18 protein-coding genes are annotated in these 22922 nt (G+C 42.8%); 5 read left to right on the forward strand and 13 right to left on the reverse strand.

Annotated elements, in window-relative coordinates:
• The first annotated feature begins 148 nt into the window (after positions 1-148).
• Together H6571_11885 and H6571_11890 are read left to right on the forward strand one after the other, a co-directional pair.
• Positions 149-1699, forward strand: a complete 1551-nt coding sequence (locus H6571_11885) for a glycine--tRNA ligase (GenBank protein ID MCB9324427.1) — start codon at positions 149-151, stop codon at positions 1697-1699.
• Positions 1700-1854: 155 nt separating this feature from the next.
• Entirely contained in the window at positions 1855-2418 is a 564-nt protein-coding gene (locus H6571_11890; GenBank protein MCB9324428.1) for a Uma2 family endonuclease, read from the forward strand.
• 40 nt (positions 2419-2458) lie between these two features.
• Here the strand turns inward: H6571_11890 and H6571_11895 are convergent, their stop codons facing one another.
• Positions 2459-4339 carry a serine hydrolase gene (locus H6571_11895; GenBank protein ID MCB9324429.1) on the reverse strand — a complete coding sequence of 627 codons (1881 nt, stop codon included), beginning with the start codon at positions 4337-4339 and terminating at the stop codon, positions 2459-2461.
• 46 nt (positions 4340-4385) lie between these two features.
• Between H6571_11895 and H6571_11900 the strand changes: the two genes are divergently transcribed.
• A complete protein-coding gene (locus tag H6571_11900) occupies positions 4386-5723 on the forward strand; it encodes a D-alanyl-D-alanine carboxypeptidase (protein ID MCB9324430.1) in 1338 nt (445 codons plus the stop codon).
• A gap of 231 nt (positions 5724-5954) precedes the next feature.
• Here the strand turns inward: H6571_11900 and H6571_11905 are convergent, their stop codons facing one another.
• A complete protein-coding gene (locus H6571_11905) occupies positions 5955-8915 on the reverse strand; it encodes a T9SS type A sorting domain-containing protein (GenBank protein MCB9324431.1) in 2961 nt (986 codons plus the stop codon).
• 214 nt (positions 8916-9129) lie between these two features.
• Between H6571_11905 and H6571_11910 the strand changes: the two genes are divergently transcribed.
• The gene (locus H6571_11910) at positions 9130-10533 is read left to right on the forward strand and encodes a hypothetical protein (GenBank protein MCB9324432.1); all 1404 of its coding nucleotides are present in this window, start codon (positions 9130-9132) and stop codon (positions 10531-10533) included.
• Between the two features lie 304 nt (positions 10534-10837).
• Here H6571_11910 and H6571_11915 read toward each other — a convergent pair whose 3' ends face one another.
• From H6571_11915 to H6571_11955, 9 genes are all read right to left on the reverse strand, one after another.
• Positions 10838-11368 carry a DUF4199 domain-containing protein gene (locus H6571_11915; GenBank protein ID MCB9324433.1) on the reverse strand — a complete coding sequence of 177 codons (531 nt, stop codon included), beginning with the start codon at positions 11366-11368 and terminating at the stop codon, positions 10838-10840.
• 166 nt (positions 11369-11534) lie between these two features.
• A complete protein-coding gene (locus H6571_11920) occupies positions 11535-11996 on the reverse strand; it encodes a hypothetical protein (protein ID MCB9324434.1) in 462 nt (153 codons plus the stop codon).
• A gap of 58 nt (positions 11997-12054) precedes the next feature.
• On the reverse strand, positions 12055-14076 hold the full coding sequence (locus H6571_11925) for a peptide MFS transporter (protein ID MCB9324435.1): 2022 nt from the start codon (positions 14074-14076) through the stop codon (positions 12055-12057).
• A gap of 43 nt (positions 14077-14119) precedes the next feature.
• Positions 14120-15787: an MFS transporter gene (locus H6571_11930; protein MCB9324436.1), complete on the reverse strand. Its 1668-nt coding sequence runs from the start codon at positions 15785-15787 to the stop codon at positions 14120-14122.
• 89 nt (positions 15788-15876) lie between these two features.
• On the reverse strand, positions 15877-17361 hold the full coding sequence (locus tag H6571_11935) for a peptide MFS transporter (GenBank protein ID MCB9324437.1): 1485 nt from the start codon (positions 17359-17361) through the stop codon (positions 15877-15879).
• Positions 17362-17730: 369 nt separating this feature from the next.
• The gene (locus H6571_11940) at positions 17731-18366 is read right to left on the reverse strand and encodes a DUF4230 domain-containing protein (GenBank protein MCB9324438.1); all 636 of its coding nucleotides are present in this window, start codon (positions 18364-18366) and stop codon (positions 17731-17733) included.
• 118 nt (positions 18367-18484) lie between these two features.
• Entirely contained in the window at positions 18485-19060 is a 576-nt protein-coding gene (locus H6571_11945; protein ID MCB9324439.1) for a TlpA family protein disulfide reductase, read from the reverse strand.
• A gap of 3 nt (positions 19061-19063) precedes the next feature.
• Positions 19064-19924, reverse strand: coding sequence for a DUF3108 domain-containing protein (locus tag H6571_11950; GenBank protein ID MCB9324440.1), 861 nt, complete (start codon positions 19922-19924; stop codon positions 19064-19066).
• Positions 19914-20906, reverse strand: coding sequence for a flippase-like domain-containing protein (locus H6571_11955; protein MCB9324441.1), 993 nt, complete (start codon positions 20904-20906; stop codon positions 19914-19916). Before H6571_11955 ends, H6571_11950 begins: the two co-directional genes overlap by 11 nt.
• Positions 20907-21041: 135 nt before the next feature.
• On the opposite strand from H6571_11955, the gene ruvC reads away from it, so the two are divergent.
• The gene (gene ruvC / locus H6571_11960; GenBank protein MCB9324442.1) at positions 21042-21608 is read left to right on the forward strand and encodes a crossover junction endodeoxyribonuclease RuvC; all 567 of its coding nucleotides are present in this window, start codon (positions 21042-21044) and stop codon (positions 21606-21608) included.
• Positions 21609-21960: 352 nt separating this feature from the next.
• On the opposite strand, the gene H6571_11965 is transcribed toward ruvC, so the two are convergent.
• Both H6571_11965 and greA read right to left on the reverse strand, forming a co-directional pair.
• Positions 21961-22362 (reverse strand): HIT family protein, encoded by a 402-nt coding sequence (locus H6571_11965; GenBank protein ID MCB9324443.1) that lies wholly within the window; start codon positions 22360-22362, stop codon positions 21961-21963.
• 5 nt (positions 22363-22367) lie between these two features.
• Positions 22368-22841 (reverse strand): transcription elongation factor GreA, encoded by a 474-nt coding sequence (gene greA, locus H6571_11970; protein ID MCB9324444.1) that lies wholly within the window; start codon positions 22839-22841, stop codon positions 22368-22370.
• Positions 22842-22922: the final 81 nt, after the last annotated feature.

Consider the following 22922-nt stretch of genomic DNA (forward strand, 5'->3'; position numbering starts at 1 on the left):
ATTTTTTTCGGAAATTTGCACCTCGTTTCAAATCACTTTAGGGATAAATCAGGATTTTATCCGAACTAGGGTGCAGGAAATCAAAATGCAGGATATTGGGTTATACCATGAACAATAACCGGGTATCCCAAAAAACAACAGCAAAATTATGTCTCAACAGAGCGATCAGTTTAAGCGGCTAGTAGCCCATTGCAAAGAATACGGATTCATTTACCCGTCAAGCGAAATTTACGAAGGACTTTCCGCCGTTTATGATTACGGACCCTATGGTGTTGAATTAAAAAACAACATCAAACAATACTGGTGGAGGGCTATGGTGGATATGCACGATAACATCGTGGGTATTGACTCTGCTATATTTATGCACCCTAAAATTTGGAAGGCTTCCGGCCACGTTGACGCATTTAACGATCCTTTGATCGATAACAAAGACAGCAAAAGACGCTATCGTGCCGACCAGCTGATCGAAGGCTATTGTGAAAAGATACAGGCCAAAATAGACAAGGAAGTCGAAAAGGCACGTAATCGTTTCAAAGATTCCTTCAATGAAGAGCAGTACCTCACCGAAAATCCCCGGGTAGTCAAATACCAGGAAGATATCAAAGCGGTAATGGATCGTTTTGTCAAAGCGATGGCCAGTGAGGATTTGGCAGAGATGAAAGCCATTATCGAAGACTGTGAGATTGCTGATCCTGAATCAGGCTCCCGCAACTGGACGGATGTTCGGTTGTTCAACCTGATGTTTTCTACCCAATTGGGCAATATATCCGGTACAGAAGGCAAACTCTACCTGCGTCCGGAAACGGCACAGGGTATCTTTGTCAACTTCCTCAACGTTCAGAAGACTACGCGTCAGAAAATACCATTCGGCATCGCCCAGATCGGGAAAGCCTTCCGTAATGAAATCGTAGCTCGTCAGTTCATTTTCCGTATGCGGGAATTCGAACAAATGGAGATGCAGTTTTTTGTCCGTCCCGGAGAAGAAATGAAATGGTATGAATACTGGAAGGGCGTGAGAATGAAATGGCACAGGGCTCTCGGCACACCCGCCGAAAAACTCCGCTACCACGATCACGATAACCTGGCGCATTATGCCAATGCAGCACTCGATATAGAATTTGATTTTCCTTTTGGTTTTAAAGAACTGGAAGGGATTCACTCCCGTACGGATTTTGACCTGGGAAGCCATTCCGAGTTGTCAGGCAAGAAAATGCAATACTTTGATCCTGAACTCAACGAGAACTACATTCCTTACGTCATCGAAACTTCTATTGGCGTGGACCGTATGTTCCTGGCGGTAATGAGCCATGCGCTGGTCAACGAAGTGGTGCCCGGATCCGATGATCCTAATAATACAAGGGATGTCTTGAAGATTCCTCCTTCTTTGGCGCCAATAAAATGCGCTATCCTTCCGCTCAAAAAGAATGAAGATGCCATTGTGGAGAAGGCCAGGTACATTTTTGATAAACTCAAACTGTCCTTCAGTTGCCAGTACGACGATACCGGTAGCATCGGAAAACTTTACCGCCGGCAGGATGCCATCGGTACGCCTTTCTGCCTGACCGTTGATTTTGAAACGCTGGACGACAATACAGTGACGCTCCGCGACCGCGACACGCTGGAGCAAGTCCGGGTGCCTATCGACGAGGTAGCGGCCATCATTGAAAAGAAAGTAGATATGAAAAATGTCCTGGCGTAATTTTTCGCAGGCATTATTGGATTAATATTTCTAAAAAGGCTGAAATCGGGACTAAGCATATAACTTTCCTGATTTCAGCTTTTTTATTGGCTTTTGGGCTGCTTTGCTTGATTTGTACCTATCATAAATATCCGTTATCTTTGAAATAAAAAAGCGTGCAACAGGATATTCAATTAGCAAGACGGTTATTCAATATTAATGAATACTACAGAATGGCAGAGAGCGGCATTCTGGAGGAAAGTGCACGCGTTGAATTGATCAATGGTGAAATTATTAGCATGAGCCCCATAAACAGCAACCATTCAGGGTTAATAAATCTTATTACCCGTAATTTATTCACTATCCTGGGAAACTCGGCAAGCATCTCCATCCAGAATCCTTTAAGGTTGAATGAATACTCAGAACCAGAACCCGACATTGTCGTCGCGAAATTCAAAAAAGACGCGTATCGGACCGCCCACCCCACTCCGAAGGAGGTGTACTTCCTTGTAGAGGTGTCTGATTCTTCACTTGATTTTGACCGCAAGATAAAGATCCCTCTTTATGCCAAAGCCGGCGTTCCTGAATACTGGATTGTCAACATCCCGGAACAACAGGTCGAAATTTACACCCATCCCGGTGACGGTGAATACCTCAACCGCTACATTGCCAAAAAGGGAGACACCGCCAAAGCAACCGGTATCCATTTTGAAATCCCTGTTTCCACCCTCTTTGAATAAAACCCCTCTCAACGGAGCAACGAGCAACCAGTAAACAAGGCTACTTCTCTATCGCATCATACAACACCTGGTGAACCCTCGGGCGAATGTTCAGATCATAAATTTTGGTATTAAACCGGGTGGGATAAACCCGGTTGCAAAAGAAAACATACAACAATCCATTGGCCGGATCCACCCAGGTGAAGGTTCCTGTATACCCGGAATGTCCAAAACTCGACGGGCTGGCATCTTTAGCCACGGAACTGCTCGCCGGATCATACTCGATCAAAGGTTTGTCAAATCCCAGGCCGCGTCGATTCCCTTCTTCGCAATATTGGCAACGGGCAAATTCTTTTACCGCCTCTTCCCCGATGTAACGTTTGCCCCCATAACTGCCATAATTCAAATACATCTGCATAAGTTTTGCCAGGTCTCCTGCCGATCCAAACAGTCCGGCATTGGAAGAAACTCCGCCCATCATGGCCGCGCCTTCATCGTGGACGGTCCCATGCAATTGGATCAGCCTGAAAAAGGTATCCCGCTCCGTTGGAACGATGCGGTTCAGCGGAAAATGCCGGGAAGGATTATAAGTCAACGTATAGGCTCCCAAAGGGCGGTAGAAAGTTTCTTTAAGATAGGTTTCGAAATCCATCCCCGAGCGGTTCGCTACGATCTCCGGCAACAGGTAAAACAACAGCCCTGAATATTTGTATTCCTGTTTTGCGTTCAAAGGCGACTTCCGAATGGCTTTATAAATCTTTTTTTGCTTGTATTTTTTGTACAACCAAAGATCGTCTGTGACATAAACATTGAATTTTGATGAAGAGTCCCTGCTAAAGGTATTTCGTTTAAATGCTCCGTTATTATAATTGTTGTTGTCCCAGCGTTTTCGCCATGGATAGTTTGCACAACCTTTGAGGGTACTTCTCCAGAAAGGTATCCAGGGCATCAATTTGGCGTTGTGCGCCAGCATGGAGCGATAGGTCAGATCTGCCTTATTCGATCTTGAGAAAGCGGGAAAATAGGTTTTCAAAGGAGCATCCAGGTCAAAATCACCCTCTCCATACCACTTCATAATGGCCGGCAAGGAGGACGTCACTTTAGAAACCGAAGCAAAGTCATAAATATCATCCTTCATGACAGGAGCCAGACTATCGTAAGTGTGGTATCCAAAAGTTTCATGATAAACAACTTTTCCGTCCTTAGCCACCAAAACCTGTGCTCCGGGGAAAGCGCCGGCCCTGATTCCTGCTTCAACGATGGCGGCAATACTATCCTCCAATAAATCGGCATTCATGCCAGCGGCAGCCGGGGGCGCATAGCTAAACCTCCCGTTGGGAGAAAGGACAACGCCACTCCCTTTAACAAAAGAAGTGCTGATATTTTCATCCAAAACGGCATGCGTTCCCATTCCTCCAAATACAAGTTGGGCCGCTACCGACTGATACCAGTAAGCTTCTGACGGAGCATAAATGATGGCATCAAAAATGGGCTTCAACCGCTCCAATTGTGGCATTTGTCCCCGTCCAAAGACGACCAGCACCTTGGGATATTCACCCTGAAAATCCTGCAAAAAAGACAACATGGATCCCCGGTCATCATTTTTTATTCCCTCAAAGAAGTCAGCGTTTACCGCTCCGACGAGTAACTTTTTATTAGCCGTTGCTTTAAATTTTTGCTGCCCCCCCTGCTCTCCCAAATGTAGAACGGGCATGTAATTCCTTAAACTTTCCAGGAAATAACTTTTGGCATCACGCCCGAAATAAGCATAACCTATGGTAAGGTCTCCAAGTTCCTTCACAGGCAAAATATCGTTGTTGTTTTGCAGACACACCACCTTCGCTACAGCTTCATTATAACCTGCCAGCTCGTTTTTTCTCTCCTGGGCAGCGCCCAAAAAATAACTTACCATGAATAAAAATAAGAAATACAGTTTGCGCATAATCAATGAATTGTTAATTTGAGTGAAGTTAAAGAAAATAAAGAAAATGATAAAACTAAAACACCTTGCAACCCTATTTCTTGTGGCAAGTTTTTGCTATTCCTGTACTTCCGGTCTGGTTATATCCAAAAAAGAAATCAGGACCGTTACCCAAATGGTAGAGGATTCCCCCGTTTTCGCCAGGCAATTCACAGGTTTTGTCCTCTACGACCCGGAAACAAAAGAAACCCTGATCAATAAAAACGGCAGTAATTATTTTACCCCGGCTTCCAACACCAAGATCCTGAGTTGTTACACTGCCCTGAAAATATTGGGAGACAGTCTTCCTGTATTGAATTATTTGGAAAAAGAGGAGGCATTTTACTTTTGGGGCACGGGTAACCCTTTGCTCCTGCATCCTGATTTTGATGGACAAAACGAGGCCCTTGAACTGTTGCGAAAGGCCGGTAAACCCTTGCGCCTTGTAGAGCAAAATTTCCGGGACAGCAGGTTTGGGGAAGGATGGATGTGGGACGACTATCCCTATTATTTCCAGGTAGAAAAATCCGCCCTGCCGCTTTATGGAAATGCGGTAAGATTTACGCTAAACCCCGGGGCAGAAATGCCGGAAATCTATCCTGAATATTTCAGGGATCTTTCAAAAAAGGTGGATAGCGCAGCATGGTTCAATGTCACCCGGGACGAAACCCGCAACCATTTTGAATACACCCTGCCCGCAAAAGGTTATAAAACCAGGGTGTTCAAAGAGGTGCCTTTCCTCATTTCCGGAGCATTATTGCGCAATCTTTTGAGCGACACCTTGGGCATCAGCGTACTTCCCGGGACCTACATCCCCTTAGATTCGCTGGCTGGATACCATACGCTCTATGTACCTATGCCTGATAGCCTTTACCGGCGCCTCATGCAACAAAGCGATAATTTTATTGCTGAACAATTACTGCTCATGTGTTCCGACAAAGTCTTTGGGTTTCAAAATACGCAGCAGCTTATCGAATATGCAAAGAATAATGTGCTTACGGAAATGCCGGACGAACTCTTATGGACTGACGGTTCCGGGGTATCGCGATACAATATGTTCACCCCACGGAGCCTGGTTACACTCCTGGATCGTATGCGGATGGAATTTACGGAAAAACGACTTTTCGATCTCTTTCCGGCGGGAGGGCAATCGGGCACCATTGAAAACTGGTACGGTGCCAACAAACCTTATTTATTTGCCAAATCAGGCTCATTGCGCAACACCTACTGCCTTAGTGGTTATATTCTTACCGATAGCGGGCGTACCCTAATCTTCAGTTTTATGAACAACCATTTCAAAGGAACCTCCGGGGAAATAAAAGATGAAATGGAGAAGGTTTTGAAATTTGTAAAGGAAAGGTTTTGATACCAATACTGTTAAAAAAAATGGTATTGGCGCACAAAAAAAAAGTCCCGACACTGTGTGTCGGGACTGCTAATAACAAATCATAATCTCATGAAATAATAAGACGACCTAAATCTTATTCTCTTTTGTGTTTCAGTAGTGTATAAAATAATAACGCTTTTTTTAAAATTTTAGTTCATTGGTTAGGTTTCCTGCCGAAGCAGGAAACCTGGGATGTTTATGGGATTATGATCATCTAACCAGCATTTTCCCACTGCCGATCTGTTTTCCTTCACTTTCCAGTTTGAAAATATACATTCCGGAAGGAAGCTGGTTTCGATTAAAATCATATTTGTTACCAATGAACTGTTGAGATCTCACCATTCTGCCTGTAATATCAAACAGGGTGAAAGTCAATACTTTGCCCTCAAATCCTTTGATCTCAAGGGTTACCGTTTCGTTAAACGGATTTGGATAAACTTTTATTTCAAGGCCCGGCAATGTGGGTGCATCCAGTCCGACAGTGATACAACTTTCTTCTTCATCAAGAAAGTTTGTACAACCGACTACGTGGTGCGTCACATTGGTGTAAATGGGCTCTTCGTAATCAAAAAAGATAGCAGCGCTATTTTCGATAATTGTCCCCAGCGGATTGCCCGTTGTTTGCGGGATTGCAAATTTTACAAACCCGCGGGTCAATGCCGCTTCAGCACTGCTACCTGGAAGAAGTTGGATTTCCTCGAAGGTGAATTTCAGGACACCATTGTCGTAAATCTGAAAATCATAGGGGTGACTGCTTGCTCCCGGCCTTATCAAAGTACGGTCGAGAAAAGCCGGCAAGGTGTCCCTTATCACCAAACGGTTTATGGTATCAGTTCCAAAGTTTTGAAACACTATTGTGTAATTCAAATCGGTTGTAGGGGTTATGATCGAATCTTGATAACCCCTGGGATAGCCTCTCAATATAACTGGAGAGTTGGAACTAATCGCTTCTTGCACATCAATTGATATATAGTAATCCTGATCGTTTTCAGGAAACTGTGTCGTTTGTCCTGTAGAATATGATTCTCCTTCTGTCACACAACCTTCCACCGCTACGGTAGGGAAGTTGTTGCCCGGGTGATCCACTGATTGCTCAGCGATGATCCGGAAGGTGGAACCATTTCCTTCAATGGGTTCTAATTCCTGTATTTCTCCGGGGCCTAAAGGAAGGATAGGTTCTACCTGGAAAATGATCTGGTCTTCTACGATGAAAGAATTTCTTTCGATCGATGTACTCAATGCCTGATCTCCGACATTCTGAATAAAAAACTTAATAGAATCATTTTCACAAATACCTGTCACTTTCAAACTTGCTCCATCCCATCCCGGTCCCGGTTGCAGGCAGAGTGTATCAGGAAAAACATGGGCGCTGACTACAATGGCCTGGTTTCCTAAGATATTATCACAAGCAACCGTTGCCTCGATGGTAAAAGTATCACTCTGTGTCGGTGGCACATCATCAATCGCAAAACGGTAAAGATTGCCTCCCAAATCCGTCCCTGCGATGCTGGATGAGATGAAGGTCAGTTCATCGTCGAGTTGTACATCTATATGAGGGTCATTGACTGTTACCGGACCTTGATTGGTATAGTTAACAGTGTAGGTAATATCTTCGCAGATAACGGCTTCCCCTGAGGATACATTTACTGAGAGGTATGGGCAATTGAGCTCTGCCTCTACAGGAAAATTAAAACTTGTCGTGTCATAGAACGTGTTGAAATTAATCGAAAATTCTGTATTACAGATCGACCAATAATCATTCAGTGGTAAAAGTGAAACAGTATAAAAACCTGAATCCACTCTTATATCGTATTGGCCATTTTCATCCGTCGTAGCGAAATAAGTGGCCTGATCACTTTCTGCCTTTACAATCCAGTCTTTCAACAGCACATCACCTGCATGGTAGGCATTACAACCGTCGTTGGAAAAATAAACCTTTCCTACAATATGGTTGGTAATGAGATCCCCGTTTTCATCCGTTTTGATCAGAACCACATCGTTGAAAGCAGTAAAATCACTCAGTGAATTATATCCTGCAACGATGTAGCCTCCATCTGATGTTGGGGCCAGACCTTCTGCAAATTTGGTTCTGATATTTCCTTCGATGATCTTTTCCCAAATCAGCTCTCCGTTTTCGGGTTTCAGTTTAACGAGCAGCACACCTGATTTGAAAATGGTTATATCCCGGTATCCGCAGGCAACCAATTCGCCGCCTTTGGTTTCGATGACATCATTGAGGCGGCTTTCCCCTTCAATTTCCGTCGTCCATACCTCTTCGCCATCCAGATCGTATTTAGCGACCATACTATTGGCCAGGCTGTTGGAAGCTCCTGCAAGGATCAAATAATTGTCCTGTGTCAACAACAAATCTCTCACCTCTTCTCCAACCCCGGTTTCACCTATGGTTTTGGTCCAGATGATCCCTCCCGTGCTATTGATTCTTACCAGGAGAATATCGTTCTGCACTCCGTCTGCTTCTTTGGAAATGGCTGATAAAACGAATCCGTCTTCCAGCGCGACAAGTGAAGTGCCCTCGTCGCGGGTATCACCTCCATAAGTCTGGCTCCAAAGTTCGTTGCCTTCTTCGTCCACCCTGATCAACAAAATATCGGAAGAATTACCACTGTTCGCTTCGGAAGTCAGGCCAATGATCGCATAACCTGCACCATCTTTTGCTTTTACAATATCAAAACCCGTCTCATCAAAATTCGGACTGCCATAAGTTTTTGTCCATTTTACATCGCCCTGTTTATTTATCCTAAGCAAATAAACATCGCTGTAACCGTTCTGTGTTATGGCTCCGACGATCAGAAAACCTTCGTCTTCTGTCTCTAAAATCTGATATCCGTAATCGTTGACGTTCGCTGCAATACCTTCGCTGTAAGCTTTCGACCAGATGGGTGTACCATCGACATCCGTGCGAACAACATATACATTAAAATCAAAAAACGGATCATTGCCTGAAAATGACTGGCTAAATCCTGCTGTTATATAACCGTGATCTTTTGTTTGAATCACCGAATAAGCCTGATCTTCACCTGCTCCTCCGAAGAGGATATCCCAACCCTGAGCATTTACCTGAAAAGTGGCAAATAAAACCAGCCATGTAAAAATACATCTCATTAATCCGTTGAAAAATGTTGCTGATTTATCAAGCATTCGCTTGCTCATTAACTTTATTTTTAGGTCGTTCACTTTCAATTGCATAACAAAAGTCTATTATAATGATTACTAAAACAATGACAGAAAATGCTATTTGTTGATAAAAAATTGTAATTTTACAAATCATTTTTTTTAAATAAAAACAAACAAGTTATTGATAATCATTTATTTATAAAAAACAATATTTTGATTTTCCTGTTGAAAAAAAACACTCTATTTACTCATGAAAAATAGTCATATTTTTATCATTTTTAGAAATTTTTCTAAAAAAGAAGTCCGTGAATTACGGAAATGGCTGCTTTCTCCGGTACACAACCAACGGGAGGATGTGGTTGCTTTGTTTGAATACCTCTCCAACGAGAAACATTTAGATAACGAAAAATACTACGAAAAAGAGCGGGTTTTCCAAAAAATATTTCCAAAAAAGAAATACGACGACGCCAAATTCCGCCAAACCATCTTTTTTTTAAATAAGTGTATTGAAGAATACCTCATCTACAGTGATCTTCGTGAGGATGAAGTTCGTTCAAAAATGGCACTTGCCGGGGTTTATCGTAAGAAAAATATGTCAAAGGCCTATCAAAAAATCATAAAAAGCATTGCTGATCTCCAGGAAAAAGAAAACCTTAGAAACGAACATTTCCTTCGTAATGAGTACCTGATCCAAAAAGAACAATACCTGTACTTTGAAAAACAAAAGCGGAACATCAAAATGAATCTGCAGGAGCTTTCGGATGCACTCGACATTACTTTTTTTGCAGATAAGCTCAAACTGAGTTGCCTTATGCTGGCTCACCAAAGGGTTTACAAAGCTGAATACAACCCGGGACTGCTTGACGAGGTGCTCAATTATGTTGAAGAAAATAAAATTCTCGATATTCCAGCCATCGCTGTTTATTATTATGGCTACAAAGCCCTGACCAGCCAGGACAAATCCTTCTTTGATCACCTCAAAGCTCATATGTTCAACCTGGGTGGAACTTTCCCCAAATCCGAAACAAGAGACATTTACCTCATGGCACTGAATTATTGCATACGCCGAAATAATGAAGGCGACAAGGCTTTTATCCGTGAGACTTTTGAGCTGTTCAAAAAAATGCTGGAACTGGACCTGCTCATCGAAAATAAAACTTTCAGCCCCTGGACGTTTGCCAACATTGCCCTAAACGGCCTGCAGCTGGGAGAGTACGTGTGGGTGGAAAATTTTATCAAAACCTACCAGACCTACCTTCCTAAAAAAGTCAGGGATCACTTTGTCCATTATTGTATGGCAAGACTCCACTTTGAAAAGAAGGAATACGATAAAGCCATGCCGCTGTTGGTACAAACCGAATTTGATGATATCCTTCTCAACCTGAATGCCAAAACTTTATTGCTGAAAATGTATTACGAACTAGTAGAGTTTGATACCCTCGAATCACTGTTGGAAAGTATGCGCACCTATCTTCACCGGAAAGACGTGGGGTATCACGAACCTCTGTTTAAAAACGTGATCCGCCTCACCAGGAAACTCGTAAGGGTCAACCCCTATGACAAGAAGGAAAAAGCAAAGTTGCGGCTGGAAATTGAAAATACCAATCCTTTGAGGGAACGCACCTGGCTGCTGGAGCAGTTGGATGCTATGTGAGAATGCGAGGATGAGTGGATGGGGGGGATGAGTGGATGCGAGGATGAGTGGATGCGAGGATGTCCCAAATGGAAATCCTGAAAATTCTGGAATCCTGAAAATCCTGATCCTGACAAGGAGGCAATGTGGGGATGTGAGGATGAGTGGATGTGAGGATGTCCCAAATGGAAATCCTGCAAATTATGGAATCCTGAAAATCCTGATCCTGACAAGGAGGCAATGTGGGGATGGATGTGCTCCATTTGAACCAACCTCCTGATGTTGTCAGGCAGGCTTTGAAGCTGGAACTTTGAACAGTCCCGCCTTAAACTGCCGCCGTTTTCTTCTTCAGTATAAAAGCCGTGATGAGAGCCACGATCAACCCTACCGGGAAAATTTCGAGGAAAGTCATCCCTGTTTTTAAGAAAGGATTTTTATACATTTCCTTGTATTTTTCCATCAAGGCTATCTGGCGAGAGATCTCTTCTTCGTCGGCTCCGCTGTTCTGTAGCTGTTCCAGGTTGTACTTGTAATACTGATCCATAAAGTCCGGGGCCAGGAAATGACTATACAACATCCAAGTAATCACATAAATGCACGATGCGATCAATGCGATCAACAATCCCGTTTTAAAAGACTGATCAAAAGAAATACTCCCTGCAAGATGGTTATCCCGGTAAGACTTAACCCCCACGAAAACCATTGATAAAGAAATGATCATGGTGACATATCCCAATAACATCCCTCCGGAAAAATCTATTTCTTCTCCCCGTCCCTGGATGGAAAACGTCAAGATCATAAAAAAAGCTAAAACGCCTCCTGAAATTAACCCGTACTTCCAAACTGTATTTTTCATAATTGAGTGTTTTTTGAACGAACCAAATGAATAAATGATTTCAATCCAAAGAAAAGCTATTTTGGAATTTTTCAGGTTTCGCCCAGGGACTAATTTACAAAAATCATAATTAAGGAGGAAGGAAGGATTATGATGCCAGACTCAGGCCTGGCCAAGCAATCGGCCTCTAATCCTGGTGCATTTCCTGCTCTTCCTTAACCGACAGTTTATAATCTTTGGAAAACTCAGCCATGTAAGGCCGTACAAACAAAAGTGCCAGCCAGCCAATACTGAAATATAAAGCGTTGAGTTCATCCCCCGTTAAAAGCAGGGCAACCACGGCAAAAAGAATGGTTCCTTCAATGAGGGCTGACCGCATAATGATTCGGGTCCTGTAATCATTTAATTTTTCAGAAAGGTCCGATGTTCCCTTGAAGGCGGCCATTTTATTCCTGTCAAGCAGCCTGGAAAGAAGAATACTTGATAAGACCATCAACGGCACCAGGTAGGTAAACACCTTTAAATCTTCTCCCTCCGGTGCACCAGTGTTTTCTGTACCCAGCAGGAAATAAACCACCATAAAAAACAGCAGCGACCCCAAACAAAGAGCGCCATGTACAATGCGAATGGAAAGAAAGTCTTTTTTCATAGATCTGTTAGTTTGTGAACTACTGAAGATATTTTGATAAAATAACCTTTGAATGAAGTTATTTCACTCCGTGCATCAACTTTTTGATAAACGGACTGATCAATACCGCCAAGAGGCCCATGCCCACAGGAATCAGGGTGAAAATCAGGAAGAAAGTGGTAAGATCCCACTGCTCGGTGATCTTATCGATCTGGCCTCCCATTACGCCCGCCAGTTTATTGCCGATAGCAATAGCCAGGTACCAAACTCCAAACATGAAGGCGATCATTCTTGCCGGCACCAGCTTACTGATATAGGACAAGGATACCGGGGAAAGGCAAAGCTCTCCAAGGGTATGAAAAAGATAAGCCAATACCAGCCAGACAATACTCACAGAGGCCGCTTTGGCCCCTTGGGGAATAGCCATCGATCCGAAAGCCAACACGGCGAATCCTATCCCCAAGAGGATCAATCCCAAACCATATTTAACCGCCGGTGGGGGATTGTACTTGCTTTCCCACCATTTCGAGAACAAGGGTGCAAAAGCGATGATAAACAACGAGTTGAGGATGAGGAACCAGGTCGCCGGAATTTCCACCTCATTTTCCCGCTTTTTAATCACGGTCGCCTCGATCTTACGATCCACAACCGCTATTTTATCCGCCGAAAGTTCCCGGTAGGTTCCTTTTTTATCGATGTCCAGAATATAGGTTTTGTCACCTGCACTCAGGTTTTCAGCACTGCGAATGGTCGTCGGCTGCTGTTCGATGACTGCATCGGGTGCTACATCCATCATCCCCGTCAGGGCCGTGTAGGTTGTTTTTTCCTTACCATCGTCGCCGGTTTGTACGCTGACCAGGGCCGGGTAGGTAATATCGTAAGAAAAGGTATTCAGATTCCGGTTGATCTTCCACCCGACGATGCCCCAGATGATCACAAAACTTAGCCCTAAGATAATATTGGCTGTGGCGTATTTGGCAAAAGTTTGTCTGAACAACAACACCAAAACCCAGGTAATGATCGCCACAGGAATCACCGTGATGAGAATATCCACTACAATGAAGATATTGGCCGCACTTCCTGAAAATACACGTTGGGTATAATCTTTGGCGAAAATGGTCATGGACCCTCCGGCCTGCTCAAAAGAACCCCAGAAGAATATGATAAAAAAGGCGAAGAATACGATCGCGATCATTCTCCCCCGAAGCACTTTGTCATAACGCATGATCCTCAAGCCCAGCACCAGGAAAAACAGGATCAGTGCCCCGGCGATAAAATAGTTGGAATAATCGACTCCACCAAAGGCCAGAATGTTTAAATCGGCAATTTTTGACATCGGATCATTGATGATCCAGGTAAGCCCGACTACTGCAATAACAACAATCATTATTTTATCCAGGAGGGTAAACGGATTCAACGGCACATCATCTTTTTCATTTTTAACCACCGTCTTTTGCGCTTGTTTTACCGGTTTTTTACCAATATCCCCGAAAATATCCTGGGCAAAATAAAACTGCAACATCCCCATAAACATAAAAATACCGGCCAGTCCAAACCCCCAACTCCAGCCCACCATCTCCCCGAGGTAACCGCACATCATAATCCCGAGGAAAGCGCCAGCATTCACGCCCATATAAAAGATCACATAAGCCCCGTCTTTTTTCTCCGGGGTATCTTTATACATTTCAGAAATAGTGGAAGTCATATTGGGTTTGAACAACCCATTGCCGATAATCAGTAACCCAATACCGATGTAAAGGAAAATGTGCGAAAATTCAATGGCCATACAGGCATGTCCCATGGTCATGACCGTCGCCCCGTAGAACACCGCTTTACGGTAACCGATCACCCTGTCGGCCAGCATGCCACCCAGGATAGGCGTCAGATAAACCAATGCCGTATAGGTGCCGTACAAGGCAAGAGCATCTTCCCTGGGCCAGTCCCAGCCACCCATTCCGAATGCACTGACCAGAAAAATAACGAGCAAAGCCCGCATCCCGTAGTAACTGAATCGCTCCCACATTTCTGTAAAAAAGAGGACAAACAGCCCTGCCGGATGACCCAATACTTTGCTCTTGAAAAATTCCGAATTTGATTCCATTTACTTCTGATTTTGTTCCACTATACTTTGGCTTCTAAAAAAATTATGCCTCCGCACTTTTTTTCTCCCGGGGTCTGATCACCATTTTGTCATAAAAATATAACGCCAAAATGGTTACAATTCCAATCCCTACAATGACATACCATATTCGATTGGGCTGGTAAGTGTCCCAAAGGAATTGCGTCATTTCATTTTGAGTCATACTCAGTTTTTCAGAAGCCTGGGCGAAATAATCATTCTTGGAAAATGTCCCCCCTATCCCTTCCATGCTAAGGTCTTTATTGCTTTTTACAAAAACGCTTATTTTGTCAATAACAGGCTGCCAATTAGTCGTATCAACATTTACCGGGATAAATTTAGAGGTAACTTCCGCTACATCCATTTTCAAAACATGGGCCGTTTTTTCAGCAAATTGAGATTGGGATAAATTCGTTCCTACCTCTTGAACCTGGATTCCTCTTTGCAGGACTTCTCCCTTCAACAGACTAATTTTATCAGACCAGGCTTGATAAAGATTTCCAGAAACGAAGGTGGTGAAAAAGTTCCCCGCAGCGACCGGTAAGAAATAAGTTCCCATGTATAAAGCCTCTTTCCCTTTTGGAGAGATTAAGGCAATGAATGAAGAGAAAGTAGGGTTAGTGGCCATTTCACCAACGGCAAAAATAACAATACCAATGATAGTATAAAGTCCGTTATCGGTATAAAAAGTAAGTCCTATACCGATGGCAGCGATGATAAAACCCGTAATCATCGCACTCACGTGACGGAATTTGAGCACCACATAGGACACCAATAATTGCAACACGATTATAGCTCCTGCGTCGATATTAATAAGCATTTCAGGTTTTACGGCAACGGAATCACCCCCACCAGCCATTAATTTCGCAAACCACGGCGATACAGATGCAATAGTATTATATAGTGCGCTCGTGTTTACCCAATCCTCAACAAACGTAGGAAGTGTATAAAAAAGCTGATTAAACATGGTCCAGAAACCAACCATGATCACCAGAAGCACAGTTAACCTTACATCCATCACCGCTTCAACGATCTTCTTAAAGGAACTTTTAATCGCTTGACCAATGCTTTCTTCCGTTTTTATCCGATTAGGCTCCTTAAAGAAAAAAATCACGATCAGTAAATTCACAAAAATAACAGAGGCTGCCATTAAAAAAACGATCTTCCATCCGTAAGCCTCTCTCAAATTAGCCGAAAAGGCAGGGCCAATAAACCCACCGATATTGACCATCATATAAAAAATACCAAAACCAAGTGTTGAATTGGATTCATCGGTACTTTTTGTAACAATCGCTGAAGCTACAGGCTTAAAGATCGCTGCCCCCACTGCTACATACAGGAAAACAACAAAAACAGCCACATAACTCGACACTTCGCCCATTAAATAGTACCCCGAAATCAGCATTACATAGGCAATAATCAGGGAAAGCTTATACCCGATTTTATCTGCAATCACCCCGGTCAACAAAGGTAAGAGGTATAAAATAGCTGTTACAATACCCATGATTTGTCCCTTTTCCGTATGGGAAAACCCAAGTGCCCCTTCATCGGTAGACCCCACTAAATATAAGGCCAGCACAGCAAACAAACCATACCAGGCCCACCGCTCGAACAATTCCATTGCACTGGCTACCCAAAAACTCTTAGGGTAGGATTTCATTACGCTTAAAAATGATTTTTTCTCGTTGCTCATAAAATGTAAGGTTAAATAGATAGACCCTGTTAGGAGGTAACAGGGTCTATCCAGGTGTTATTAACTATTAAATTTTGTCATTTTCCTTTTTAATGGATTCCTTTCATGAATTTATTTAAAAATGGAGATAACAATACCAAACATATACCTGATCCGAGCATTAACATCGTAATAAAAGGATATAGCTCAAAATCGTATTTTTGTAAAATACTTTCCAACATAGCGGCAAGATAGTTACCGGCTGCAAAACTTGCCATCCACAAACCCATCACTACCGATACTAATTTTTTGGGGGCTAATTTGGTAATCATAGAGAGTCCAATAGGTGATAACATCAACTCTCCAAGTGTCAAAATAACATAAACGGCAACGAGCCACATAGGTGATATTAATTTTCCACCTTCCGCCAGATGACTAGCTTGTGTCATAATCCAAAAAGCAAATGCTCCCAAAAACAATCCAATCGCAAACTTGATCGGGGTTCTTGGATTAAGCTTCATGGCATCCAACTTCAACCACATGATTGAAAATATAGGTGCAAAAATCAGAATGGCGATTGGATTAATATTTTGGAACCAGGTTGCCGGTATCGTCCAATTAAACAAAACCCTGTTGGTGTTTTCAGCAGCAAACAGGTTCAACGTACCCCCCGCTTGTTCAAATCCGGCCCAAAAGGCAACATTGAAAAATGCCAGTACCAATATCACGATCATTCGGGTCCATTCGTCCGCTCCATTTGTTCCTTGTACAATGACATAACCCAATCCTAAAACACCCACGACAAAACCAACAATAGTAACAATATTGGCTACATTATCCGGGATCATTCTCCATAAGAAAACCAGCAGAAAAGTCACTACGACCAGGCCAATGGCATAAATGATAATATCACGCCAATCTTTGCCGTCCAACACTAATTTTCCGTTTGCTGTATTCGGAGGTAACCCTTTATCTTCCAAAGATGCCTCTCTGGTCTTCATCCAAAGCACCCCAATGATCATACCTATGGCTGCTGCCAGGTAACCATATCCCCAATAGACATTTTCGCCCAATGCACCGGCAATAAAAGGTCCCAGGATGGCTCCAAGATTGATCCCCATGTAAAAAATATTAAATGCGGAGTCTTTTCTTGGGTCATTGTCATCATAAAAATCACCTACAATGGTGGAAATATTAGGTTTGAAAAAACCATTTCCAATGATGAGTACCCCCAAACCGAAGTTGAAAATAAACAGCCTGGTGGCAACATCGACAGAACTCATCATAAAGGAACTGGAAGCCAGTAATAATTGGCCTACTGCCATGACCAAACCACCGATATAAACTGTTTTTCGTTTTCCTAAAAATTTATCGGCTACCCAACCTCCAAGGATAGGAGTAAGGTATACCAATCCGGTAAAAATTCCATAAATAGCCAACGCCTCTTGTCGTTCCAGGCCAAATCCTCCGTTGACCAATTCAGCGGTTAGATATAAAGTTAACAGCGCGCGCATTCCATAGTAGCTGAATCGCTCCCACATTTCGGTAGCAAAAAGCGTATAGAGCGCCTTAGGGTGTTTTGTCGTTGTACTCATATTTTAATTGATTTTAATTTTCAAATCGAGTAAAAATAAATTATTTAACCTTAATAAGAAAAAATAAGATAGTGGCTTTCAATGGCTATAAATTGTTCTCAGGCATTTATAGTCGTTCCCAAAGCAGCACTAAAGTAATTTTTTTTGGTAAGAATAAGTGAAAAAAAGGGCTAAATTTTGTTAGGATAAAGTTAATCCGCTAAAAAGGTGGGGTGAGTGGTTAAATTTGGGATGAAATACTGCGATATCGAGAGGTTGCAGTGCCTTGATCCGGTGATCCCAATGGTATTATGCCCCCGGAAGGCTGCGGTGGTTTGCTGTGAGATAAAGGGCAGAAAGTGTTTCTTGTGCAAATGTGATTAATTGACCCTAATCCGGAAAAGAGTCCCGCTCCAACACGGGAATGAGGTCATTGTCGATTTCGACCCGCCAACCGACTGAAGTAGCCATATAAGTGATGACACTGAGCATTTGATTGCCTTGTTCCCTGGCTTCTTCCAGGAGGCCGGATTCTGCAGCTTTCTTTTTGAGCACCTCTTTGGCATTCTTATTGAGCTGGGTATAGTCATCAGGAGTAAAGCTGTTGAAAAAGCTCTCTTCCAGCCCCATGTAACTCAACTCATGGTCGATAGAAAGGATTTTGGGCTCCGGCAAATTGCGAATGATCAATACATGACGGGCACTGTCGGCCGTGATGGTCACCTGTTCCATGTCATAACCAACATAGACCGTACCCTTCACCTGCAGTAAAGCTTTTTTGGAAAACTCAAAAACAGTGGGAAAAGGCAGGTACAAGGTCATCGGACGGATATTTGCCTCATTGTAAACCTCTGCAAAATTACCTTCAATGGTCACCAGTTTACATACCTTTTTGACCTTTTCGAGCAACACCACCGATTGAATGTTTCGCTGCGCTTCCGCTTCTTTTTTATAAAAAAGACGGGTAATAAAAACGCCGGCAAGAAATATTAGGACAATACCTATTCCATAAAGGATTTTTTTCATCGATTTGTCATGCTACATTAAAAAATTAACGCTTATCTCCCCACCCCTAAAATAGTCCTCGAAAGTTGAAAACGCACCATTTTCAGGGCCTGATTTCTATCCCATCCTGCTATAATTCCTATAAGGCTGCTTTCAACTGGTCGTACAACAATTGTTTATGACTCGGGCGAAAAGCACTTTTATTAACGACTTTTCCTTCTTTATTCACGATGATATAAGTGGGTAAACTCAACACTTTCATACCATTCGACTCCCGTGAATAAAAATGCTCCTTCAGATCGGCAACCAGCTGTTCATTCGCATGTACATGATACCCTGCCATGTGTTTATCTTTAATAAAGTTGCCCCACTTTTCCCATTCATAAGAATGATCCACCGAAAGGTATAACAATTCGATCTCTTTATCCTGTATAAAATTATTCAAATCATCTTTATACAAAAGCTCATTGCGACACGGACCACACCATGTTGCCCACAGATCAACATAAACCACTTTCCCTTTGAAGGGCTTCATCAATTCTTCAAACGAATTGATCTTGTCATAGTTTTCAATAATCTGAACTTCCCCCGAACCAGAGGAAGCAACAGGGGGAACTGAAAGGTCATCATCTGTCACCGTTTGGTGTTTTTTAACGGTATTACAGGAAGAAATGGCTAAAACCATTATGGATAATATCAAAACGAAAAAGCGCATGATCTAATCAACTTTAGCGGTAAACGGATACTTAAGTCCTTTGTAGCTTTTCAGGACAACCATTACAGAACCAACAGCAATAGGGGTCTCAATCATCAACGGCACACGATTGTCATCATCGGAAACCCATATCTTCATCTCGTCTCCTTCCTTAAAAACCTCTCCGGCTATCAATGACAAAGATAATTCAACGGTATTGTAAGTTCCCATGCCCTTAATTTTTTTTTCGGCCACCTTCCCGTTGCTCTTCACCTTTATAGGATATTCCTCCCGATCGAGGAAAATTTTCACGGGAAATGATTGTTGCTTCGGCATAGTGCTGAAGTTTATATTTCTGGCAAAATACATGGCAGACAAAAGGTCATGAATACATTCACTGACTTCATGGTTTTCCTTCCAGGTCTTTTCCTTGGTTTTTCCACGAACATATTTCGCAGAATTGTTTTCCTGGTCAAAAGTCACATTCTCATAAAGCTGGTATTTTCCTTCACTGATATCCCGTATCGAACGAGTAGGCAATAAGCTAGTCTTATCGACATAACTTTCAATTTTATCCCGCACCTTAAAAGCCCAATCATAGGATTTATAGGTACGGCCATCCACTATATAATGAAACTGGTTGCCTGATTCTTTCACCCTGAAAGTGGCTTCTCCTGCAGCGACCCACATGAATCCCCAGTTATAGTACAATTTATAAACGACCTCCTCTCCTGCTTTAAAGGTCGTATTTTCAATGGAACACTGATCAAAATTATTGTCCGGCATAGATTGGGCATAAAAATGATCCGCAGCGGGAAAGCTGAAAGCCATCATAAAGAAAATGGCTGTACTCCATAAAAGTGGTCGCTTTATTTTATTTTGCATAACCTAACGATTTTAATACGTTTGTTCTGACGATTATTACTAACCCAAGTAACGCGGGCACACTCAGGTTTATTATAAACAACAAAAAGGTCGCTGCCAGGACGGCCAGTTCATTTACCTCCGTAACCCCCCAAACAGTGAGTGCAATTTCGCCCCTAACCAACAGCCCGATCACCATTGGCAAAGGAATACTTGTTTGCACCAGGAATATAGTAGCAATACCCGACAGAACGGTAAAAACGGGAAGTTCCACCCCAAAAAAAAGCAGGATAAGATAATATTGGAAACTATAGACCAAATACCGTATGGCAGATAAGAACAGTACATTTCCGAGTAAGGCAACGTCATAGGATTTCAATACGACCATTTGCTTATAAATAGGCACTTTCCAACGCCCCAGGGGCAATTTTCGCACCAGCGGCAATGCCATATCCACATTGAAATAAATGAGCAACATAATGAATACCAGGCTTCCGCCAACGAAAATACTACTGCTCAAAATAAAAACATCAATCATCTCAAACAGATGCAGATAGTACAATGCCCCGCACAGCCCAAAGGCCAATAACACAATGAGCTGACTCAGGCTGCCTACCAGGGTGGCCAACACCCCACGCCAGTTGTATTTTGCCTCCACCTCCAGGATGCGACCTCCGTACTCGCCGATCCTGTTGGGGGTAAAGATGGAAATCGTCACCCCCGCTAAAATGGCGCGAAAAGCTTTTTTGAAACTCATAGGAAGAAAAGGTCGCATCAACTGTTTCCACTTTAGACTTTCGAGCCCCCAGTTGACAGGCATTAGTAAAATGGCCAAAGCGAGATAGATATAATGATCGGCTTCAACCAGGCTATTCAGGGCGGTTCTTACCTCCCCAATATTTTTTTGAGCATAAAACTGTCGGTAGAAAGCCCACAACAGGAATAATACGATGGTCGCTTTTATGAGAAAATTAAGTCCTCTTCTGTGTGTAATTATATTCAAGTGATCGATTTTCCTGTCCTCAACAAAGATATTATTTTACAAATATGCTTCTTTTGATACTAATTTCTATCCTAAATCCATGAATAGGACAAGAAGTTGCATATTTTCGCAAGATATCAACAACTTAAAAAAAACTTGAGCAAGGAAAAAGCGCCGCCATACAGACTCATAGGCATCGACCCGGGAACCAATTTATTGGGTTTTGCCGTCATCGAGATCGCCGACAAGCAAATGAAGCTTATCGAGCTGGGCGTGGTACGGCTGGGGTTGCTTGAAAATCACCAGCTCAAACTCAAAAAGATTTTCGAGCGGATACAGACCATCATCAAAACCTACCATCCTAAAGAAATGGCTATCGAGGCTCCGTTTTTCGGCAAAAATGTACAGTCGATGCTCAAGCTCGGCCGGGCACAAGGGGTAGCCATTGCCGCCGCCGTTACGCTGGATGTACCCGTCACCGAATATTCTCCCAAAAAGATCAAACAGTCGGTTACCGGAAACGGGAATGCCTCCAAAGAACAAATCGCGGCCATGTTGACCAATATATTCAAAGTTGACATGACAGAGCATACCCTGGACGCAACGGACGCACTGGCGGCGGCAGCCTGTCATTTTTACCAGGGCAGCAGCTTACCAGGGAGTCCTAAACGTTACAATAGCTGGGATAATTTTTTGAAAGATAATCCGGACCGGAAAGGATGAGGCAATGCTTTTCCAAACGAAACATGAGTTCATCCCGAATTTCATCTAATCAGATTAAATTCGGGATTTTTCTTTTACAAAAGAAATAAACCGCAAAATTTAGAAGTGTTTGGGTCGTGGGTTAGGTGTTTTGCGACAAAAAATGACTTTTTTCCAAAACCCAAACCTTTTGCCCACTCACTTTTACACCTGCCTTCCTGCGTCTGCAGGCAGGTTTTAAATTCCTTGTTTTACACCTGCCTTCCTGCGTCTGCAGGCAGGTTTTACATTTAAAAAATACTTCAAATAATCAAAAAATTTCTTTTTCAGACAGTTTTTGAAAATTCGGGATGACTCATGTATTGTTTTGGAACTATAGCGAATTGAACTTATCGGCGATCTTTTCAGCCAGGGATACAAATTCCTCCTGGCTCATCTCCACCGGTTTATTGCGCAGGTTCATTTCTTTCTCCCTGGTAAAAGGAATGAGATGGATGTGGGCATGGGGCACTTCCGTCCCAACCACAAGAATGCCTACACGCTTACACGGCACTACTGCTTCAATGGACCTGCCTACCTTTTTTGAAAAGGTCATCAGCCCGGAGAGCACTTCGTCAGGGAGATCAAAAATATAATCGACTTCCATTTTGGGAACGGCCAGCACATGCCCTTTTACCAGGGGACGAATATCGAGGAAAGCAAAATAATGCTCTGTTTCCGCGATTTTATAAGAAGGAATTTCTCCGCTGATGATTTTGGTGAAAATGCTGGCCATGATGATTAAATTGAAATGTTCATGATTTCAAATTCAAGATTGCCTCTCGGGGTCTCCACGACCGCAATATCGCCCACTTCTTTTCCCAACAGACCTGAGCCCATAGGCGAGGTTACTGAGATCTTTTTGAGTTTCAAGTCTGCTTCAGTCTCTGATACGAGTTTATAGGTAACCTCAGTGCCTGTTTTAATGTTTTTAATGGTGACATTAGCCAGTACGGTAACCTTTGAGGTATCCAATGTGCTTTCATCCAGTATCCGGGCATTAGCGAGTACTTTTTCCAACTCATTAATTTTCAGTTCGAGCATGCCCTGGGCATCTTTGGCCGCGTCATACTCGGCATTTTCGGAAAGATCTCCTTTCTCACGAGCTTCTCCAATGGCTCTGGCCGCTTCAGCTCTACCCACATTCTTTAGTTCATCCAATTCTGCCACGAGGTTGTTGTAACCTTCCTGGGTTAAATAATTAATTGCTGACATAAAATATTATTAATAAATAAAAAGACAAGAACGCTTTTTGACTCAATTGAATCAAAAAGCGTTCTTGTCTTGTTGAACCCC

The organism is Lewinellaceae bacterium, assembly GCA_020636105.1.
Classification (GTDB): domain Bacteria; phylum Bacteroidota; class Bacteroidia; order Chitinophagales; family Saprospiraceae; genus BCD1.